The sequence below is a fragment of the Bacillus sp. 17RED48 genome (genome assembly GCF_019837545.1).
Classification (GTDB): domain Bacteria; phylum Bacillota; class Bacilli; order Bacillales; family Bacillaceae_G; genus Bacillus_A; species Bacillus_A wiedmannii.
In genome coordinates, this window is sequence record NZ_JADAXG010000001.1 from 84916 (window position 1) to 102534 (window position 17619).

At 34.9% G+C, this 17619-nt stretch carries 25 protein-coding genes and 2 pseudogenes; 14 read left to right on the top strand and 13 right to left on the bottom strand.

The annotated features are described in order from the left end of the window. Window positions 1–5: 5 nt before the first annotated feature. The gene (locus tag ILT06_RS00455; RefSeq protein WP_000071177.1) at window positions 6–821 is read left to right on the top strand and encodes a DUF4247 domain-containing protein; all 816 of its coding nucleotides are present in this window, start codon (window positions 6–8) and stop codon (window positions 819–821) included. A gap of 126 nt (window positions 822–947) precedes the next feature. Further along, on the top strand, window positions 948–1136 hold the full coding sequence (locus tag ILT06_RS00460) for a hypothetical protein (RefSeq protein ID WP_064475077.1): 189 nt from the start codon (window positions 948–950) through the stop codon (window positions 1134–1136). A 95-nt stretch (window positions 1137–1231) separates the two neighbouring features. On the opposite strand, the gene ILT06_RS00465 is transcribed toward ILT06_RS00460, so the two are convergent. Further along, window positions 1232–2104, bottom strand: coding sequence for a YitT family protein (locus ILT06_RS00465; RefSeq protein ID WP_000411242.1), 873 nt, complete (start codon window positions 2102–2104; stop codon window positions 1232–1234). Window positions 2105–2292: 188 nt separating this feature from the next. Beyond that, window positions 2293–3327: a YdcF family protein gene (locus ILT06_RS00470; protein ID WP_000273522.1), complete on the bottom strand. Its 1035-nt coding sequence runs from the start codon at window positions 3325–3327 to the stop codon at window positions 2293–2295. Window positions 3328–4037: 710 nt separating this feature from the next. Here ILT06_RS00470 and ILT06_RS00475 point away from each other — a divergent pair. Beyond that, the gene (locus ILT06_RS00475) at window positions 4038–4844 is read left to right on the top strand and encodes an S-layer homology domain-containing protein (RefSeq protein WP_064474479.1); all 807 of its coding nucleotides are present in this window, start codon (window positions 4038–4040) and stop codon (window positions 4842–4844) included. An 82-nt stretch (window positions 4845–4926) separates the two neighbouring features. After that, complete coding sequence (locus ILT06_RS00480) at window positions 4927–5160, top strand: spore germination protein (protein WP_033657613.1); 234 nt, start codon at window positions 4927–4929, stop codon at window positions 5158–5160. 165 nt (window positions 5161–5325) lie between these two features. On the opposite strand, the gene cydB is transcribed toward ILT06_RS00480, so the two are convergent. Both cydB and cydA read right to left on the bottom strand, forming a co-directional pair. Next, the gene (cydB, locus tag ILT06_RS00485) at window positions 5326–6354 is read right to left on the bottom strand and encodes a cytochrome d ubiquinol oxidase subunit II (protein WP_098110794.1); all 1029 of its coding nucleotides are present in this window, start codon (window positions 6352–6354) and stop codon (window positions 5326–5328) included. Next, a complete protein-coding gene (cydA, locus tag ILT06_RS00490) occupies window positions 6344–7693 on the bottom strand; it encodes a cytochrome ubiquinol oxidase subunit I (protein ID WP_046956116.1) in 1350 nt (449 codons plus the stop codon). Before cydA ends, cydB begins: the two co-directional genes overlap by 11 nt. A 224-nt stretch (window positions 7694–7917) precedes the next feature. On the opposite strand from cydA, the gene ILT06_RS00495 reads away from it, so the two are divergent. Next, window positions 7918–8481 carry a beta-class carbonic anhydrase gene (locus ILT06_RS00495; protein ID WP_000838167.1) on the top strand — a complete coding sequence of 188 codons (564 nt, stop codon included), beginning with the start codon at window positions 7918–7920 and terminating at the stop codon, window positions 8479–8481. On the opposite strand, the gene yidD is transcribed toward ILT06_RS00495, so the two are convergent. Further along, the gene (gene yidD / locus ILT06_RS00500; protein WP_016085830.1) at window positions 8478–8714 is read right to left on the bottom strand and encodes a membrane protein insertion efficiency factor YidD; all 237 of its coding nucleotides are present in this window, start codon (window positions 8712–8714) and stop codon (window positions 8478–8480) included. The genes ILT06_RS00495 and yidD overlap by 4 nt on opposite strands. Before the next feature lie 128 nt (window positions 8715–8842). Between yidD and luxS the strand changes: the two genes are divergently transcribed. From luxS to ILT06_RS00520, 4 genes are all read left to right on the top strand, one after another. Beyond that, a complete protein-coding gene (gene luxS / locus ILT06_RS00505) occupies window positions 8843–9316 on the top strand; it encodes an S-ribosylhomocysteine lyase LuxS (protein ID WP_001141371.1) in 474 nt (157 codons plus the stop codon). 128 nt (window positions 9317–9444) lie between these two features. Next, a complete protein-coding gene (locus ILT06_RS00510) occupies window positions 9445–10209 on the top strand; it encodes a MerR family transcriptional regulator (RefSeq protein WP_064474482.1) in 765 nt (254 codons plus the stop codon). Next, window positions 10206–10901, top strand: a complete 696-nt coding sequence (locus tag ILT06_RS32835; protein WP_081257152.1) for a DMT family transporter — start codon at window positions 10206–10208, stop codon at window positions 10899–10901. The genes ILT06_RS00510 and ILT06_RS32835 overlap by 4 nt, the downstream gene beginning before the upstream one ends. Before the next feature lies 1 nt (window position 10902). Further along, window positions 10903–11217, top strand: coding sequence for a DMT family transporter (locus ILT06_RS00520; RefSeq protein ID WP_000312450.1), 315 nt, complete (start codon window positions 10903–10905; stop codon window positions 11215–11217). Between the two features lie 26 nt (window positions 11218–11243). Here ILT06_RS00520 and ILT06_RS00525 read toward each other — a convergent pair whose 3' ends face one another. The 5 genes and pseudogenes from ILT06_RS00525 to ytzI all read right to left on the bottom strand — a co-directional run bounded on the left by ILT06_RS00525 (window position 11244) and on the right by ytzI (window position 12587). Then, a complete protein-coding gene (locus ILT06_RS00525; RefSeq protein WP_064474484.1) occupies window positions 11244–11474 on the bottom strand; it encodes a YczI family protein in 231 nt (76 codons plus the stop codon). Window positions 11475–11485: 11 nt separating this feature from the next. Next, window positions 11486–11725, bottom strand: coding sequence for a hypothetical protein (locus ILT06_RS00530; protein WP_064474485.1), 240 nt, complete (start codon window positions 11723–11725; stop codon window positions 11486–11488). Between the two features lie 24 nt (window positions 11726–11749). Next, window positions 11750–11982 (bottom strand): annotated as a pseudogene (locus ILT06_RS00535) (DUF3953 domain-containing protein). Between the two features lie 29 nt (window positions 11983–12011). Continuing rightward, entirely contained in the window at window positions 12012–12242 is a 231-nt protein-coding gene (locus ILT06_RS00540; RefSeq protein WP_064474486.1) for a YczI family protein, read from the bottom strand. A 195-nt stretch (window positions 12243–12437) separates the two neighbouring features. After that, window positions 12438–12587, bottom strand: a complete 150-nt coding sequence (gene ytzI / locus ILT06_RS00545; RefSeq protein WP_000472802.1) for a YtzI protein — start codon at window positions 12585–12587, stop codon at window positions 12438–12440. A gap of 83 nt (window positions 12588–12670) precedes the next feature. Here ytzI and ILT06_RS00550 point away from each other — a divergent pair, with 83 nt between their 5' ends. The 3 genes from ILT06_RS00550 to ILT06_RS00560 all read left to right on the top strand — a co-directional run bounded on the left by ILT06_RS00550 (window position 12671) and on the right by ILT06_RS00560 (window position 14201). Next, on the top strand, window positions 12671–12988 hold the full coding sequence (locus ILT06_RS00550) for a hypothetical protein (protein WP_064474487.1): 318 nt from the start codon (window positions 12671–12673) through the stop codon (window positions 12986–12988). Window positions 12989–13072: 84 nt separating this feature from the next. Next, window positions 13073–13552: an antimutator 8-oxo-(dGTP/GTP)ase gene (mutTA, locus tag ILT06_RS00555; protein WP_000276386.1), complete on the top strand. Its 480-nt coding sequence runs from the start codon at window positions 13073–13075 to the stop codon at window positions 13550–13552. Between the two features lie 112 nt (window positions 13553–13664). Then, window positions 13665–14201: a DUF3267 domain-containing protein gene (locus tag ILT06_RS00560; protein ID WP_149173688.1), complete on the top strand. Its 537-nt coding sequence runs from the start codon at window positions 13665–13667 to the stop codon at window positions 14199–14201. A 71-nt stretch (window positions 14202–14272) separates the two neighbouring features. Here ILT06_RS00560 and ILT06_RS00565 read toward each other — a convergent pair. Beyond that, a pseudogene (locus ILT06_RS00565) lies at window positions 14273–14359 on the bottom strand (HAD family hydrolase); the annotation flags it as partial. 90 nt (window positions 14360–14449) lie between these two features. Here ILT06_RS00565 and ILT06_RS00570 point away from each other — a divergent pair. Both ILT06_RS00570 and ILT06_RS00575 read left to right on the top strand, forming a co-directional pair. After that, complete coding sequence (locus ILT06_RS00570) at window positions 14450–15547, top strand: recombinase family protein (RefSeq protein ID WP_222654762.1); 1098 nt, start codon at window positions 14450–14452, stop codon at window positions 15545–15547. A gap of 236 nt (window positions 15548–15783) precedes the next feature. Continuing rightward, complete coding sequence (locus ILT06_RS00575) at window positions 15784–16011, top strand: hypothetical protein (protein ID WP_000849118.1); 228 nt, start codon at window positions 15784–15786, stop codon at window positions 16009–16011. A 33-nt stretch (window positions 16012–16044) separates the two neighbouring features. Here the strand turns inward: ILT06_RS00575 and ILT06_RS00580 are convergent, their stop codons facing one another. Beyond that, complete coding sequence (locus tag ILT06_RS00580) at window positions 16045–16851, bottom strand: ABC transporter permease (RefSeq protein ID WP_064474490.1); 807 nt, start codon at window positions 16849–16851, stop codon at window positions 16045–16047. Further along, entirely contained in the window at window positions 16844–17608 is a 765-nt protein-coding gene (locus tag ILT06_RS00585) for an ABC transporter ATP-binding protein (protein ID WP_098110787.1), read from the bottom strand. The genes ILT06_RS00580 and ILT06_RS00585 overlap by 8 nt, the downstream gene beginning before the upstream one ends. Window positions 17609–17619: the final 11 nt, after the last annotated feature.

A 17619-nucleotide genomic window follows, 5' to 3' on the forward strand; every position in this document is an offset into this window, starting at 1 on the left:
TAATCATGTCAAACCGATTGTTTACCATGATTAAATCGTTCGCGATCCCTATACTTGCTATCGTTCTATTACTTGTTGTTGCTGGATATGCCTTATCAGGTTGTCAAGGCGGACAGACAAAGTCGATTCAAGATCGTTATCCGCTAGAATCTGTCGCAAAAGAAGGTAAACAAGAATCTTACGTGTATAGGGCCGCCAATCGGTCAGTTCCTGAAGTCGCAAAGGAACTCATTAATGAAAGAGAACCGAAGCAAGCATCTAAAGAAGACGAAAATCAAATGTTCCTCGTTTATTCTGATAAGATTTATAACCTGCAAAAGGATAAAGAGAAACCTTCTGATACGTTAATTGAAATAAGTAATAAAGAATTTGTCCGTCAAAATTACCAACCATCCTTCCTGCAAGGATATATTATGGGGAGTATTTTAAACGATATATTCGGTTCACGAAAATCATCATACGGTGATTATCGCGGATATAATGACAGACAAAATCATAAACCGGTTATTCCAGAGAGACCGCCTACGAAAGAAGAAAAGAAAACCCCGCCTCCAATTACGAAGGAAGGGAAAGGATCTATCATTAAGCGAGGCGATAATGTAGATTCGAAACCTTCCGTAGGAGATACAGGAAGTATTACGAAAAAAGGAAGTAGTACACCTCCGCCTTCTACTGGAAGCAAAGGGAAAATTACAAAAACACCAGGTGGCTCGAGCGGATCAGATGTGAAGCCGAAATCATCTATTAAAACGCCGCCAAGGAATACATCTCCCCCGAAAACGAGGGTCGGTGGTTCAGGAAAGATTACGAAGCGAAGATAGTTAAAAAGATCGAAAAGTAGAATTTGCTTTTCGGTCTTTTTATTATGGAAATTAATTCCTTGTAGCTGATACAATTAAGTTATAAGGAGGAGATTATTATGACTATATATAAGGTTTAGTTTGATTATGTTCCTCGTCTTATTCCTCAGTTTATTTATTAGCACAACGATGAAATTTCACTTTGTAGTAGGTATTCTATGGATACTATGTACATGTACTCTCTTTCTATATGTTCCGCTTCGTTTTCAACAAGAAGTGCCCGCCTTTCAAAAATACGTAGCATGGATTAAGAGAGGAAGAAGATGGGGAGAGTAAAAATATATGAGCGATTATTAGAATATATCGACCGCAACTTAATAATAAGAAGAGGGTGTGCCAAATTGTTGGCACACCCTCTTTATTCATAATGATTAATGAATATCACGTTTCTTAAAGTTACCGCCTTTTACTTCTGCTACGTCATAAACTGTAATAAAGGCATTTGGATCGATTTCATTAATCAAATCCTTCATTTTACTTTCTTCTAAACGGTTAATTACACAAGAAATTTCTTTAAATTTCTCTCTTGAATAACCACCGTATACTTCGTTATACGTTGCGCTTCGGCCTAAACGATCACGAATTGTTTCTACCATTAATTCAGGTTCTTTCGTGATGATTTTAAATGTTTTCGAACCACTTAAACCAACTTCAACGATATGAATGACTTTCGAAGCGATAAAGTAAGCAATTGCCGAAAGGATAGCTCCTTGAAGACCGAATACTGTTGATACGAAAATAAATACGAACATGTTTAAGAATAAAATAAGGTCACTTGTTCCAAAAGGTAACTTACGAGAAAGTAATACAGCTAGCATATCGATTCCATCTAATGCGCCGCCGTTACGTAATGCTAGTCCCATACCGAAACCGATAATAATACCACCAACAACTGTAACGAGTAGTGTATCGCCTTCAATAATAGTAGGTATTCCATGCATAACAACGGTACCTATTGCTAATGAAGCAATCCCGATAATAGAATAAATTGCAAAGCTTTTACCTATTTGTTTATATCCTAACCAAACGAAAGGAATGTTAATAACTGCGATTAGAGCTCCTAATGGCAATCCAAATAATCTTGAACTAACGATACTTAAACCAGTCACACCACCGTCTGATACGTTATTTGGAATTAATACCGCTTCTAATCCGTATGCTGTGATAAATGCCCCAATAATAATCATCAAAGCTTTTGAAGCGATTTTTAGCTTATTGGGCTTGTTTTTGATAATTTTCTCCATGTAATTTCCTCGTTTCAAACTAGTTTCTTATTTGTTACGTAATTCACACCTAAATTTCATTTTAACATTTAATGTGAAAAATTTCTCCTTTAATGGATGTATGCAGGGAATATTATCACCATATTATCTTTAAAATATTTTTGAAATAAGTATAAGAAATCCCATCCTTATGAAAGGATGGGAGAATGTTAAGAAACAATAAAACTAAGGACTGTTAGGAATAAAGCGAAACCTAAAATAGTCCCGCACACTTTCATATGGCGCTTACGTCCTATTACAACAATTGCGACATATTCACGAATCATTGCGTTAGGCCAGTAATAAAATGCTGTTTTTGATCCAATTCCCTGGCTATTAAGACCAGCTTGTCTTGCATATATACCAGCGCGGAAAAGATGGAAGTTGTTCGTTGTAAAGATACTTCTATACTTACCTTCTGGTTTTAAAGAATCCATAATTTCTTTAGAGAACGACATGTTTTGATATGTGTTGACAGAGCGATTTTCCTGTACTGTATGTTCAAACGGAATTCCTTTTTCAACAGCATATTTTTGCATTGCTTCTGCTTCAGGAAGACCTTCATCTGGACCCTGTCCACCAGAGAAAATGATTGTTGGTGGTGTATTTACAGAGGCTTGTTTCCAATAAAAGTCGATTGCTTTATTAATACGACTTGCAAGTAAAGGTGGTACTTTATCATTAATTAAGCCACTACCAAGAACGATGATGAAATCTTGATTACGTCTTGGTCTATTGAATTGATATAAAAAATATGCGCTTAAGAAGTTAGACAAATGTACAAAGAAATACATAGTTATAAGCGAAATCGCAGTAAAAATAAATTGAAAATGCTCTGAGAATAAATTTGCTGGATTTATGATAGCGAGCATAATAAAGAATAAAATCCCTAAAGCAGCAATTAAAGTTAAAGAGTTTGTGAAGCGTCTTCCTTCACGTTGCATTAAAATTTTTGCATTAAGAAATAGTCCAAACATTAAAGCGACTATAGCAAAAGGTATCATTACAATTAGCGCTAACATGGGAATAATAACGATAAAATGTAAAGAGTTACTACCAGACTCATATGAGGCTATAGCGCAAAATAATAGAAATGAACAGAAAAAGGCATTAAATAAAAAGCCATTTATTATTTTTCGTGGATCTTTTAAATATGAGATAAGAAAAATAATAAACAATATAAGAGGAATGATTCCAAAATACATAAATATAGTACACCTCAATTTGTAAAAGAATTTGACATACCTTTTATATTACATGATTTTATAATTAAAAATGAAAGGAAAAATGATTTTGAATTTTCTCAATAAAATGTATGGATACATATGTTAAAATGTATGTAAGGCGATATATTAAAAGTAAAATGGTTGAAAAGGCACTCTATGGAGTGTCTTTTCTTTTTTTCATGTAATTATGCATATTATATTTATTTTCAAATGAAGAGGATTAAAATATAAGTGGTAGGCAGACTATATAAAGCAGAATTTCTTACAAACATTTCCCTCTACTTTTTGTATCTAACAATCGTATAACAATAAATAATTCTGTTTTATAGTGTCTGTTTATGAAAGGTGTCTTCTTTGAAGACGCCTTTTTGTTGTTTAGTATAGATAGTTTCTACTGTTTACATAGTGGAAACTATCTATACTAAACATTAGCAATCTTCCGTATAAACATTATCAATTTACTATATATTCCAGTGGTGTTAACCTACATATGAAAGGCTTTCTTTTTCAAAATATTACCCCTAATAAATTTTTGAAGAAGTCAACTGTCTCCAAAATTGCCATTCATGCTTAGCAAAAAAGAATCCTGCTGGATTCTTTTTTGTGTTCGACATAATGTGACAAAATATATTAGAATAATTTGTTATATTGTTAAATGATTATTATAGGAAAGAGAAGGAGACTCAAATATGGGATTTAAAAAATTAATTTTAACAGGTGCAATTGTTGCAACTACAGCATTTACTTCAATTGGAACAGCACAGGCAAGTGCAGATTTTAAAGATGTTCCAAACAATCATTGGTCTTATAAAGCAATTATGGATTTAGCAAATAAAAACGTTGTTGCTGGATACGGAAATGGGATTTTTGGATTTGGTGATGATGTAACACGTGAGCAAGTTGCAGCTCTTATGTTCCGTCATTTAAAACCGACAGTAAAAGAACAGTATAACAATCCGTATAAAGATGTTACGGATCGTTCAACTATGTTTAAAAAAGAGATTCTTGCTTTAACAGAGATGGGTGTATTCGTTGGAGATAACACAGGAAAATTTAGACCGAAAGATTCGTTAACTCGTGAAGAAATGGCACAAATTTTGACAAGGGGATTCCAATTGCAAATAAGAGGGGATCATAATTTCCCGGATGTAGATAGAAATGGATGGGCGAATCCTGCGATTACTGCAATAAAATCAAATTATATTACGGCTGGAACTGGTGATGGTAAATTCGCACCTAAAATGCATGTAAGTCGTGAGCAATACGTTCAGTTCTTATATAATGCAACGTTACCATTTGAAGAAAGACCAGGAGCAAAACAACCACAACCAGAAGTGAAGCCTGAAGTAAAACCGGATCCGAAACGCTTTGCTAATTGTAAAGAAGCAAACGATGCTGGATATTATGATATTACAAGAGAGAGTCCGTATTATGGTAAGCATTTAGATCGTGATGGCGATGGAATTGCTTGTGAAAGAAATAAAAAAGGGAAATAAGAAAAAGCACTCAGTCTGAGTGCTTTTTCTTATTTGTACATGCTATTTTTTTAGGCGATTCTCATAAAATAAAAGTAACGAAATGAAAGTAGGTGACAAAATGCCATCAGTTGTGGAAGGCGTTATTATTGAAAACTGTAACGGAACGATTAATTTAGGAGATAAATATAACGTGCAGCCGATTGAAAAAACGAAAGCTTATAATGGATCAGGATCATCGAATACAGGAAAAAAAGTACAAACATTTAGTGGTATTAGTACAGCAGATGTAAGGGATAGCGATGCGAACGATCAAGGAATACAGTTTACTTTATAGATAAATATGTAAAATTGCATAAAATGATGAACTTGCCCTGTGCTACAATCTAGCTGTGAGCTGTTCATGATTCTTCTGTATTATAGTTGTTAGATTGGAAATATAACATCTTATCAAAAATCATACGTACAAAAAAGGCACTTCAAACGAAGTGTCTTTTTTATTTTAGTGATACCCTTTAGCAGAGTCCTTATGAATTTTATTTTTAAAGATACTGTAGCTCCAAAGTTGATATCCAATAACAATTGGTACCATAACCATTGCAACGAAGAACATAATTTTTAAGTTTAATTGACTACCAGCTGCGTTATATAACGTTGTACTATAAGCGTCGTTAATACGAGATGGCAACATTCTTGGGAACATACCTGCAAATCCAGTTGTCATAAACATTGCGATTGTTAAGCAAACGAATGTGAATGCAAGACCGATTTTATGTTTGTACACCATAATAAGTGCGAGTACACTCATTAACATTGCAAGTACTGGCAGAATGAATAGTACAGGATATTCTGTGAAGTTTTGGAATAAATTTGTACGATTTGCAGTTGCTACATAGAAAATAGCTAAAATAATAGCAGCTGCCATTGAAAATGGTCTTGCGATTTTATAAGCACGATCAGATACTTCACCAGTCGTTTTAATTATAACCCAAAGGGCACCAGATACGACGAATATAGCTGTGAAGAACAGACCTCCTAAAATACCGTAATGATTTAATAAGCTAAGTAAATTTCCTTCATAGCCATTTTTTCCGATTTGTAGTCCGTAATAAAGGTTAGCGAACGTAACTCCGAATAAGAAGGCGATTAGGAAACTACCAATTGTAAATGCCCATTTACAAGTTTTTTGCCAAATTGGTGAATCGTCTTTATGCATAAATTCAAGTCCAGCAGCACGAGCAAACAGTGCGAGTAATACTAAAAATAGTGGTGTATATAAATAACTAAACATATTTGCATACGTGACTGGGAAGGCAGCAAATGTTGCGCCACCAGCTGTAATTAACCATACTTCATTACCACCCCAGAATGGGCCAATTGCTTCTTGTAATTGATTTCGTTCTTGTCGGTCTTTCGCAACGAAAGGAAAAATCATTCCGTTACCAAGTGCATACCCATCAAGAATGAAGTAAACTGTCCAAATCACGCCCCATAAACCAAACCAGATGATTGCAAGCATATCATGAGACATGAGCTGCACCTCCTTCAGTAGCAGGTTCTTCTAATGCTGCTGGTCCTTTTTTCGCGAACTTTAGCATTAAGTATACGTCTGCGATTAAAAGTAAAGTATAGAACAAGATTAAACTAATTAATGAGAACCAAATTTGTGGAACAGATATAGGTGATACAGATTCTGCTGTACGCATTAGTTTATAAACTGTCCATGGTTGACGACCTACTTCGGCAACAATCCAACCAGCGTTAATTGCGATATATGGTAGTAAGACCGACCATATTGTGATTTTTAAATAACGTTTTGAGTTTTCTAGTTTTCCTTTTCGGTTTAAGTAGAAACCGTACCAAGTTAATGCCATAAAGAACATACCAAGTGCAACCATTAAGCGGAAGCTATAGTACACGAGGTTAACATTTGGACGTTCATCTTTCGGGATATCCTTTAAACCAACAATTTCGCCATCAAATGAGTTTGTATAGAAGAAACTCCCTAGTTTCGGAATCGTAAGGAATTCAAAGTTCTTTTCGTTTTTCACATCAGGAATTTGAACAATCGAGAAGCCTTGTCCTTTTCCAGTTTCCCAAACCGCTTCCATCGCAGCTCCTTTTGCTGGTTGATATTTAGCTGCTGATACACCAGACTGATGACCCATAAACGGTGTAACAGTTGCAGCGAATAAACCTAACATTAAACCAAACTTAAATGATTTTTTGAAGAATTCAACTTCATTTTTGCGTAATAAATGATAGGCACTAATTGCCATAACGAAGAAAGCACCAACGATATAACAACCAATTACAGTATGGAAGAACATGTTCCAAGCATATGGATTTGTCACAAGTGCCCAGAAATCATTTAATTCAGCGCGGCCGTTACGTACGACGTAGCCAACAGGGTTTTGCATAAAGCCGTTTGCTGTAATAATCCAAAGGGCGGAAATATTTGTTCCAAGTGCAACCATCCACATACAGAAGGCACGGAACTTTGGTGAAATTTTGTCTTTACCGAATAACCATATTCCCATGAAAGTAGATTCTAAGAAGAAGGCAACGAGTGCTTCGATTGCGAGAGGTGATCCGAAAATATCTCCCATATATTTGGAGTACTCAGACCAGTTTGTTCCAAATTGGAATTCCATCGTAATCCCAGTTATAATCCCCATTACGAAGTTAATTGTAAATAATTTACCCCAGAAATTTGCCATTTTGCGGTATGTTGGATTCAATGTGCGGGCGTATTGAGTTTCCATACATGCTACTAAAATAACAAGTCCGATTGTCAAAGGTACAAATAAAAAGTGATAAAAAATAGTAATTGCAAATTGAAAACGACTCAGTAACAGAACGTCGGACATAATAAATATTCACTCCTTTTTTACATTATCTACAATCAGTTTATAGTGAAAAAACGTTTTAAATAGGGGGGACTTGTTACAAAGGTGTGTGTATATTTTGAAAGAATTATGTCGGTTATCTGAAAATATCTTATTTTTACTATAAAGCAATATCCTTTTTGAGTTTTTTAAATTTTGGTACACTATATAAGTAATGTAAATGAGAGAAAAGAGGGTTCTTTACTATGAAGTCATTAGAAGAGATTTTACAATACAATGAAAAATTTGTTGAAGAAAAAAAATATGAAGAGTACGAAACAGGTAAATTTCCAAACAAAAAGATGGTAATTATCTCTTGTATGGATACTCGTCTTGTTGAATTATTACCGAAAGCGATGAATATGCGTAACGGTGATGTGAAAATTATTAAAGTAGCAGGCGCTGTTATTTCCCATCCGTTCGGAAGTATTATGCGTAGTATTTTAGTTGCTGTATACGAACTTGGTGCTGATGAAGTTTGTGTAGTTGGCCACCATGATTGCGGTATGGCTAAAATTCAAGCGAGCAGTACAATCGAGAAGATGAAAGAGCGCGGTATCACAGAAGAGAAATTAGATACACTTCGTTATTCTGGAATCGATTTAGAAAGATTCCTACAAGGATTCTCTAGTGTAGAAGAAAGTGTAGAACATAGCGTATCAATACTTCGCAACCATCCATTACTTCCTGAAGAAGTACCTGTTCACGGTCTTGTTATAGATCCTGACACAGGAAAATTAGATTTAGTTGTGAATGGTTACGATAATTAAGAATTTACTTTGTCATCCTTTTTATCTGGGACAGGATCAAATCCTCCCGGGTGGAAAGGGTGACATTTTAATATCCGCTTACAAGTTAGCAAAAAACCTTTTAGGGCACCATGTTTTTGAAATGCTTCTAATCCATAATGCGAGCAAGTTGGATAAAAGCGGCACGTTGGTGGTGTCATTGGAGAAATGAATTTTTGATAGAAGCGTATAATCCCAATAAAAATCTGTTTCATAATGGTCTCCTTTTCCGCATAGTCTTAAAGTATTATAGCACGACTGTACATAATACTTTACTAATGTTGATTTCCGTTATATCATATTGGATATAACGGAATTAAATTAAAAGCGGGAGAGATGTTGTATGCCATCAGTAGAAAGCTTTGAATTAGATCATACGATTGTAAAGGCGCCTTATGTAAGACATTGCGGAGTTCACAACGTAGGAAGTGACGGTATTGTAAATAAATTTGATATTCGTTTTTGCCAACCGAATAAACAAGCAATGAAACCAGATGTTATTCATACGTTAGAACATTTATTAGCATTTAATTTACGTAAATATATTGATCGTTATCCGCATTTTGATATTATCGATATTTCACCAATGGGCTGCCAAACAGGATATTATCTTGTAGTAAGCGGAACACCAACGGTTCGAGAAATTATTGATTTATTAGAACTAACATTAAAAGATGCGGTTCAAATTACAGAAATTCCAGCTGCAAATGAAACACAATGTGGTCAAGCGAAGCTTCACGACTTAGAAGGAGCTCAACGCTTAATGAACTTCTGGTTAAGCCAAGATAAAGATGAACTTGAGAAAGTGTTTGGATAGAAAGAAAAACTGCCTGTGAAAGGGCAGTTTTTTTATTTGTAGAAATGTATGTTATGAAGAGTATTGACTTTAACGTATACGTCAAAGTTTATAGTAGGGATAAATAAAGTAAGTAAAGGGAGGAAATGATGGATAAGTATAGCATTGGCGAAATTTCAAAAGAAACGAATGTAACGACGAGAACACTTAGATATTATGAGGAAATTGGATTGTTAAGACCGTCTTATGTTGCTGACTCAGGATATCGTTACTATTCAAAAGATGATGTAATTACATTGCAGCAAATCACAACTTTTAAAAAGCTTGGTTTTAAGCTTTCAGAAATAAAAGGAGTATTAAAAGAAGCAAAGGGGATTTCAGAAGAAGAAAGATGGAAGAATGCGATTCAAAATGAAATTCAAACAATACAAGGGGAAGTAAAAAGATTACAGGATTTAGAAAAGCTACTATATACAACATTTCATTCCATTGAATTAACAGGAGAGCTTAGAACAGAAGATTTAATGTTATTTATAAAATCAGTACAGGGAATTGATCAGAGGGAGAAATTTTGGAAAAGATATTTTAATGAGGAAGAGCAGCAGATTATTCAGGGCTTACCAACATTTGAAGAAAACGATAAAAGAACGAAAGAGTGGCTGCAAGTATTAAGAGAAATTCGCGAGCGTATAAATGAACCAGTAGATTCACCAGAAGTTCAACAATTGGCGGAGAAAGTAGTGGCTTTTTCCATGCATATATTTCAAGAAGATGAACAATTAATAAATAAGTATTGGGAATTAATTAGACCTGAAGAGGGGGAGATTGCAAAAGTATATGGACTTGATTCGGAAACAATGAAGTATATAGATGAAATGGTAGATTATTATTTGAAAAAGGAGGAAGATAAATGACAGCTATGCAAAAAGAGAAGCTATATGGAAAGGAGCACGCACGATTAGAGCGGCAATACTTTTGTAAACATGTGGGCATTTTCATTCTTGCGCAGCTTTTATTTATTTTTCTAATAGGGCTTGTACCAGCTCAAGAGTTACCAAGTGGATCTTATATTCTTCATATGAAAGAATGGATTTTGAATAAACAAATAGGCTTTTATAAAAATGAAACTATTAATACCATTATCAGTGTTTGGACATCGGTACTTATGATTCATTTTATATGGGCGATGTCCTACATTCTTTTTCCAAAAAAGAAACGTAGCTCTTCAAAACAAGAAATACGACAAGAGGTAAAAGAAGAAGTGAAAAAGAAAAAGGAGATTAGTACAAATAGGGCGTGGCTGTATTTAGTATTTGGAGGCTTAATCGAAATATATTGGGCAACGGGATTAAAAACAAATTCGATGAGTATTTTGACACTTATTGCAATTTTAGTTAGTTTTCATCTATTAATTGAAGCAACTAAAAGAATCCCAATTGGAACGGCATATGCAGTATTTACTGGAATTGGGACAGTGGGAACGATAGTAGTAGATATTTTATATTTTAAAGAGCCGTTCTCATTTATTAAAATTTTCCTTGTTTGTTTATTAGCACTATTTATTATCGGATTGAAATTTAGTGGTGACAAGGAAGAGGTGAAATAAAATGGCGTGGATGTATTTAATTATAGCTGGGCTTTTTGAAATTGTCGGTGTAATTGGGATAAAGAAAGTAGCAAAAGATAATAATTGGACGAATAATATTATTTTAATAGGTGGATTTATTATTAGTTTTCAATTTTTAACGATGGCACTCCAAGAAATTCAGTTATCAATTGCATATGCAGTTTGGACTGGGATTGGGACGCTCGGGGCAGCAGTTGTCGGTATTTTATTCTTTCAAGAGCCGAAAAATGCTTTTCGGATTATTTGTATCGTTGGAATTATGGGGACGATTATTGGGTTGAAAATGGTGAGTTAAAGAAGAGCAAAACATGCTCTTCTTTTTTATGAAAGTATACTAGACACCCCAACATATAAAATAAAGGCAGAACCGAGAAAATAAACAAATGCTTTTGCTTTTTGCCGCTCTTTTATTTCATCGATTCCAAAAAGGATAAACATAATACTCAAAAGGATAAAAACGTAGGGTAAAAGCATAGGGATATTTGCGAAGAAGCTAAATAGGGCGAGAATAAGAGCGATAGTAGCTATTATAATTCGAATGTTTTTAAACATATAATCCTCCTTTAAAAGAACATTATAAATGGAATAACAAAAACAATCGTAAAAAGACTTAAACCGATGCTAATAGCTCCAATTTGTTTTTGTTGTTTTTGAATCGTCTCAATTCCTACTAAAATGCCATATAAACTAAAGAGGAACAAAATGATAGGTGAAAAGGTTTGAAAGTTCATTGTAAATGTGCTGTATAAACATAAGATCAAAGTAATAAAAACGATGGTTAGCTGTAATTTTCTTATATGCACTTTAACCTCCTAGTAGAAAGATAGTTATTGAGAGACAAAAATTATAATAGCAACGCTTAAAGTGAATACGCCAGAAAAGAAGGAGAGTGTACTATGTACTTTCTTTTGTTTCTGTTTTTCTTCTGCGCTCAGGATGAAGGTCATAATAGATAAGGCGATGAGCATATAAGGCATTGTAACAAGTGCGTTTGTAAATATTACGGATAGGGCGAGAACGATGACGACAAGACGGATATAATGCGAAAGGTTTTTAGCATACAAATCTCCACCTTTTTAAATAAATTATTTACCGAAATAGTTCTGAGAAGCTAAGAAATAAAGCACCGGCTCCAGCTATGAAAGCAAGTATGCTGCTAGATTGTCTATGTTTTTTTATTTCTCCTAGCGCTACAGTGAAAGCCATTAATCCTAAGAAAAAGAACATATAAGGCATCATTTCTCTATTGCCAGTAAAAAATCCATAGATTGCTATACATAAAGCGATAAGTGAAAAAGTAATCTGTATCCCTTTTAGCATATATACCTCCAGTTATTTTATATAGTTGATAATGAGAACAATCAAAATGAAGCCTTTTTCCTTATTTGTTCAATGGTAATAAGAAACAGTAAAGTCCCTAATAGAAATTGTGAAAGTAGTAGAAAGTTATGTTGACCTGCCAGTAAACGAATACTGAATATGATGTGGGCTAAAATAAGTAGTATATGAAGCGTATTATGAATTCTTCTTGCTGTTTTTTGTATAAGGGTTATCTTCTGGCTTATCAACAGAATGTTTATAAGCGTAGCCTTTATTAATTGTCATGACGGAGAGTACTAGTATGACTAGGACGATTATAATACCGATAATTAATATTTTGAACATGGAATCCCTCCTTTTCTTTATTTTACATAATTTTGTAATTGATGAAAACAATAGAAATTAAAAGGATGAAAGAAGGGTGTTACATGGAGACGAAAAAAACATATTATATATCAATAGGAAACGGTCAAATTTCGCAAGTGAAGACGGCGGATACGTATAATTTTGAGGTTTCCGCAAGTGATGAGGAAATTACGGAGTTAAGAGAGTACTTTGATCAAGCATATGTAGAGGATTTAGGTTCATTTGTACGTTCTCACGTTCCATTTGTTGAGTATCATCACGATTCGAATAATGACCGATATGATGAACAACTACAAAAAGCATATAAAATGATTTACGATTTAGGAAATCATGAGACGAAAGAATTAGTCGCGCAAATGGGAATAATCAATGGATTGTAATTGGATAATATTATGCAGAAAAGCGAGAATATGCTACAATTTGTGGTAGGAAAAACTTGTAACCATCAATAGGGGAGTAATGGCATGTACAAATTTAAAGATTATTACCACAACACTGTACAATTATCGTTTGAACGTTATCCATTTTCTCCTGAGCCAAAGCATGTTTGGGTTGTATGCCGGTACGGGGATCAATGGTTATTAACGCATCATTTACGTCGCGGTCTTGAATTTCCAGGTGGTAAAGTAGAACTAGGGGAAACACCGGAAGAAGCGGCAGTTCGAGAGGTTCATGAAGAAACTGGCGGCATAGTTTCTGATTTAACTTACTTAGGACAATATAAAGTATCTGGAAAAGACAAAATAATCATTAAAAACATTTATTTTGCAACAATTAGTGCGGTAGAAGAACATACGCATTACGAAGAAACGAAAGGATCTGTTTTATTAACAGACATTCCTGACAATATTAAAACGGATAGAAAATTTAGCTTTATAATGCGTGACGATGTACTGGCGCGCACGATGAAACATATAGAAGAAATCGGCTGTTTTACGAAGTAAAGTGGCCGGTTTCTTTTTTTGTGTGCAAGAATAAATGTAAATATATATTTACATCATTTTGGGTATATTATACAATTTTGTAAAGATATATTTGCGTTTTAGGAGGGGAAAGATGCATAAAAGTAAAGAAACGACTATTACTGTTTCGATGGTTAAATTAAATTTCTATTCATGTTGTATAGCATTCGCTCTGGCGATTGGAGTTAGTTTTTTACATTCACTTCTTTCAGGTGGGTTTCAAATTGAAATTACGTTACCAACCCTGTTTCTTTTTATTATCACAATGATTGTTCTCGTTTGTATTCATGAAGCGATACATTTAATAGGGTTTCGCTATATCGGAGGCGTTCCATGGAGTGAACTGAAATGGGGCGTTAATTGGAAATTAGGTGTTGCATATGCTCATTCTAAACAGGCGATTACAGTAAAGCAAATGAAGAAAGTGTTAATGCTGCCGTTTTTACCAACTGGAATTTTGCCAATTGTAATTGGGTTAGCTACGAACGTGCAATCCATCTCATTTTTAGGGATTTTACTAACAGCAGGTTGTATCGGTGACATTGCTCTATATCAAAAAGTATCAAAGTTTCCAGAGGATGCGCAAGTTAAAGATCATCCGAGTAAACCGCAGTTTACAGTATATGAATAATAAAGGAAGAGGAGGCGTTTTTGAAAAACGGCCTCTTTTTTGTTTGTCAGCTTTTGTCGGTAAGTCGATATATTGTAAAAATCGCTAATATAATTTTCTAGAGATTGGCGCCGATCTACTAATGTTCCATCTAAGTCGAAGAAGACTGCTCGAATCATGGCCCCCCTTACAGTTTATTTAATTAAGTATCGCATATTCGTTAGAAATTGATTATGATATTTTTGTAGAATGGAACGACGGAGGTTTATATGAAGAGACTGTATGGCAAGTTAGTAGGGGTTATCGTCGCAATTGGTTTAATAGCAGGATGCGATAGTTCTATGAAGAGTGTGAAGGAAAAAGAAGTTTGTAAAACAGAAGAAGAATGCGTGGAAATAGGAGATAATAAACTTCAAAAAGTATATGAAAAAATAGATGGATTATCTGAGCTTGAAGCAGTAGAAGATTATGATATAGAAGAGCATGAAAATGCGGATATGAAAGGGGCAGAGCAGAAAAAAGAGGATGACGAAAATTATTTCTTTTTAGCTTCTTATTATATTGATGGTGATGAAATTGTAGATCCTTATTTTGAAAAAATAGAACGAAAACGTTTAAATAAAGTATTCGCTGAAGATAAAGAAGCGAAAGAAGAGGTGCTACAACAGCGTCAAGATAGAGGGTATCATGAAGACTTATGGGATATGTATCGTACTCTCATTCCAGCTCAATATCGCGGGAATATAACAGAATTTGATTTAATAACGGACGGTTATGACGGTGTTGTTGCTCACGTTATGCCTAGTATGGAGAATCCGAAAGATTGGATTCTTAGCTTAGATACGCTTGATTCGGCGGTAAATATCGATGAAGTGATGAAAACATTAATTCATGAGACGGCTCACGTGTTGACGCTCGGGTATAAGCAAATACCAGTAGATGAAAAGTATGTAAAGGATTTTGAAGAAGATAAAGATATTTCAACATACCGAAATAACTGTGAAACTCTTTTCTTACAAGAGGGATGTGCGAAGGAAAAATCTTATATTAATCAATTTTATAACTCTTTCTGGAAGGACATTGAGCAGGAGTGGACAGAAAAGAAAGTGGAAGAAAGTGAAGAAACTCAAATTGAATTTTTTAAAGAAAAGCATGATGAGTTTGTATCACAGTATGGAACGACAAATGTAGCGGAAGATATTGCAGATACGTTTACAGCATTTATTTTGCAAGATTCAAAAAAGGTGAAAGAAGGATCGGAGTTAAAGTATAAAAAAATTGCGTTCTTCTATCAGTTCCCTGAGCTTGTAAAAATGAGAGCGGAAGTGTTGTCGGGGTTATATGATGTTTCGAAAACGATAGAGTAACAAAGCGGACAATGACAATAATGAGAGGTATATATTTTTGCCAATAAAACGTAAAGAATTTTAGTTCTTTGCGTTTTTTTATGTTGATAAAATTGAAAATTCTGTCTTTTTGTAAAAAAGAAGAAGGAACTGAAGCTTTAAAAGAGAATTAGTATAAAAATGTCACAAATTAGACACAATTATAATGCGCATATTGTAGGGACTATAAGTTTACTCTCAAGGAGGTAATGAAACGTATGAAAACGATTCTTGCGGTTGCTGGTCTCATTTGGGTAATGTCTCACGGTTTTCCGATTTTTGAAGGAGAGCAAATTCGTAGTGCATTAAATAAAAAGTATGATGATTATCATGTAATAGATCGAAAAGAAAATGTCGTTACAGTACGTGTGAAAGATTGTTTCCATACAGTTACGGTTGCGGATGGAAACGTTACAAATGAAACAAAGATGTGTGATAAAAGGTAAAGAAAGAAGCTGACTATAGTCTATCGTCCTAAGTCAGCTTCTTTTTCGTTTTCCAATTAGAAGTTTTTCAAATGCCTCAACAAACACATACATAAGTGTTGCGAGGACACAGGTGAGTAGTACGCTCAGTAAGACGAGCGTGAAATTAAATACTTGGAATCCGTAGCTAATTAAGTAGCCAAGACCTTGTTTAGAGACGAGAAGTTCGCCGAATATAACACCGACCCATGATAAACCAACGTTCACTTTTAACGTTGAAATAATTGCTGGGAAGGATGCAGGGAGAACGACTTGCTTATAACATTGCCATTTATTCGCGCCAAATGTGTCCATCACTTTTATATAGTTAGAATCGACTTCTTGAAATGCGCTGTAAATAACGAGAATGGTAATGATAATGGAAATGATTACCCCCATTGCAATCGACGAAGAAATATTTGGACCGAAGATTACAATGATAATAGGTCCAAGTGCCACTTTTGGCATGGCGTTTAGGACGACGAGATAGGGGTCGAGCACGCGAGCGAGAAGTGGCATCCACCAAAGAAAAGTAGCGATAATAGCACCGAGCACTGTTCCAAGAATGAAGCCTACTCCTGTTTCAAGTAATGTCGTCCATATGTGAACCCAAAGCGAACCGTCAATCCATTTACTAAGGAAGAGATCCCAAATGCTTGAAGGAGAGCTAAAGAGTAAAGGATCAATCCACTCTTTTTTGCTAGCTATTTCCCATAGTGAAAAGAAAAGAATGAGCAGTAAAAGCTGCAGTGAGCGTGCTAACCATGCGCGCCTACGTTCTTTCTTCCGAAACTGTTCATGTAGTTGCTTTATATTATCCAAGTCGCTCCAGCTCCTTCCATATATCTTGGAAGAGGGATGGGAAGTCATGGTGGTGGCGTGATTCTAACGGTGATAAGGAACGGATGCTTTCTGGGACGATAAATGTTTTTGCAATTTTTCCAGGATTCGCTTGTAGTAAATAAATACGATCACTCATCGCAATGGCTTCTTCAATATCGTGTGTGACAAGTAGTGATGTTTTTTTATAGTTACGTAATAATGTGAAGACGAGATTTTCTAGTTTCAACTTCGTTTGATAATCGAGAGCTGAAAAAGGTTCATCTAGCAATAAAATTTTCGGATCGGTCGCTAACGTTCGAACGAGAGCGGCACGTTGACGCATACCGCCGGACAGTTCACGAGGGTATTGCTCTTCTACATCATGTAGACCGACTTGCTTTAAAAGTTGTAAAGTATGTTTTTTCGTCTGTTCATTGTAAAGTTTTCGAGTGTGAAGTCCAAGCATAATATTTTCTTCAATTGTTTTCCAAGGGAACAAGTAATCTTGCTGCAGCATATACCCCATAGATGAAGTTTTTGTTGTAATGGGCTCACCATCTAAAAAGACGATGCCTTCAATTGGATCAAGTAACCCGGCAATAATGGAGAGGAGTGTTGTTTTGCCGCAACCACTTGGACCGAGTATAGAAATAAATTCGCCTTCTTCCACTTGTAAACTCATGTCTTCGAGAATCAATTTAGCATTCTCTTTTGCGAAAAAGCAGTGAGAAACGTTACGTATTTGTAAAAAACTCATACACTTCGCCT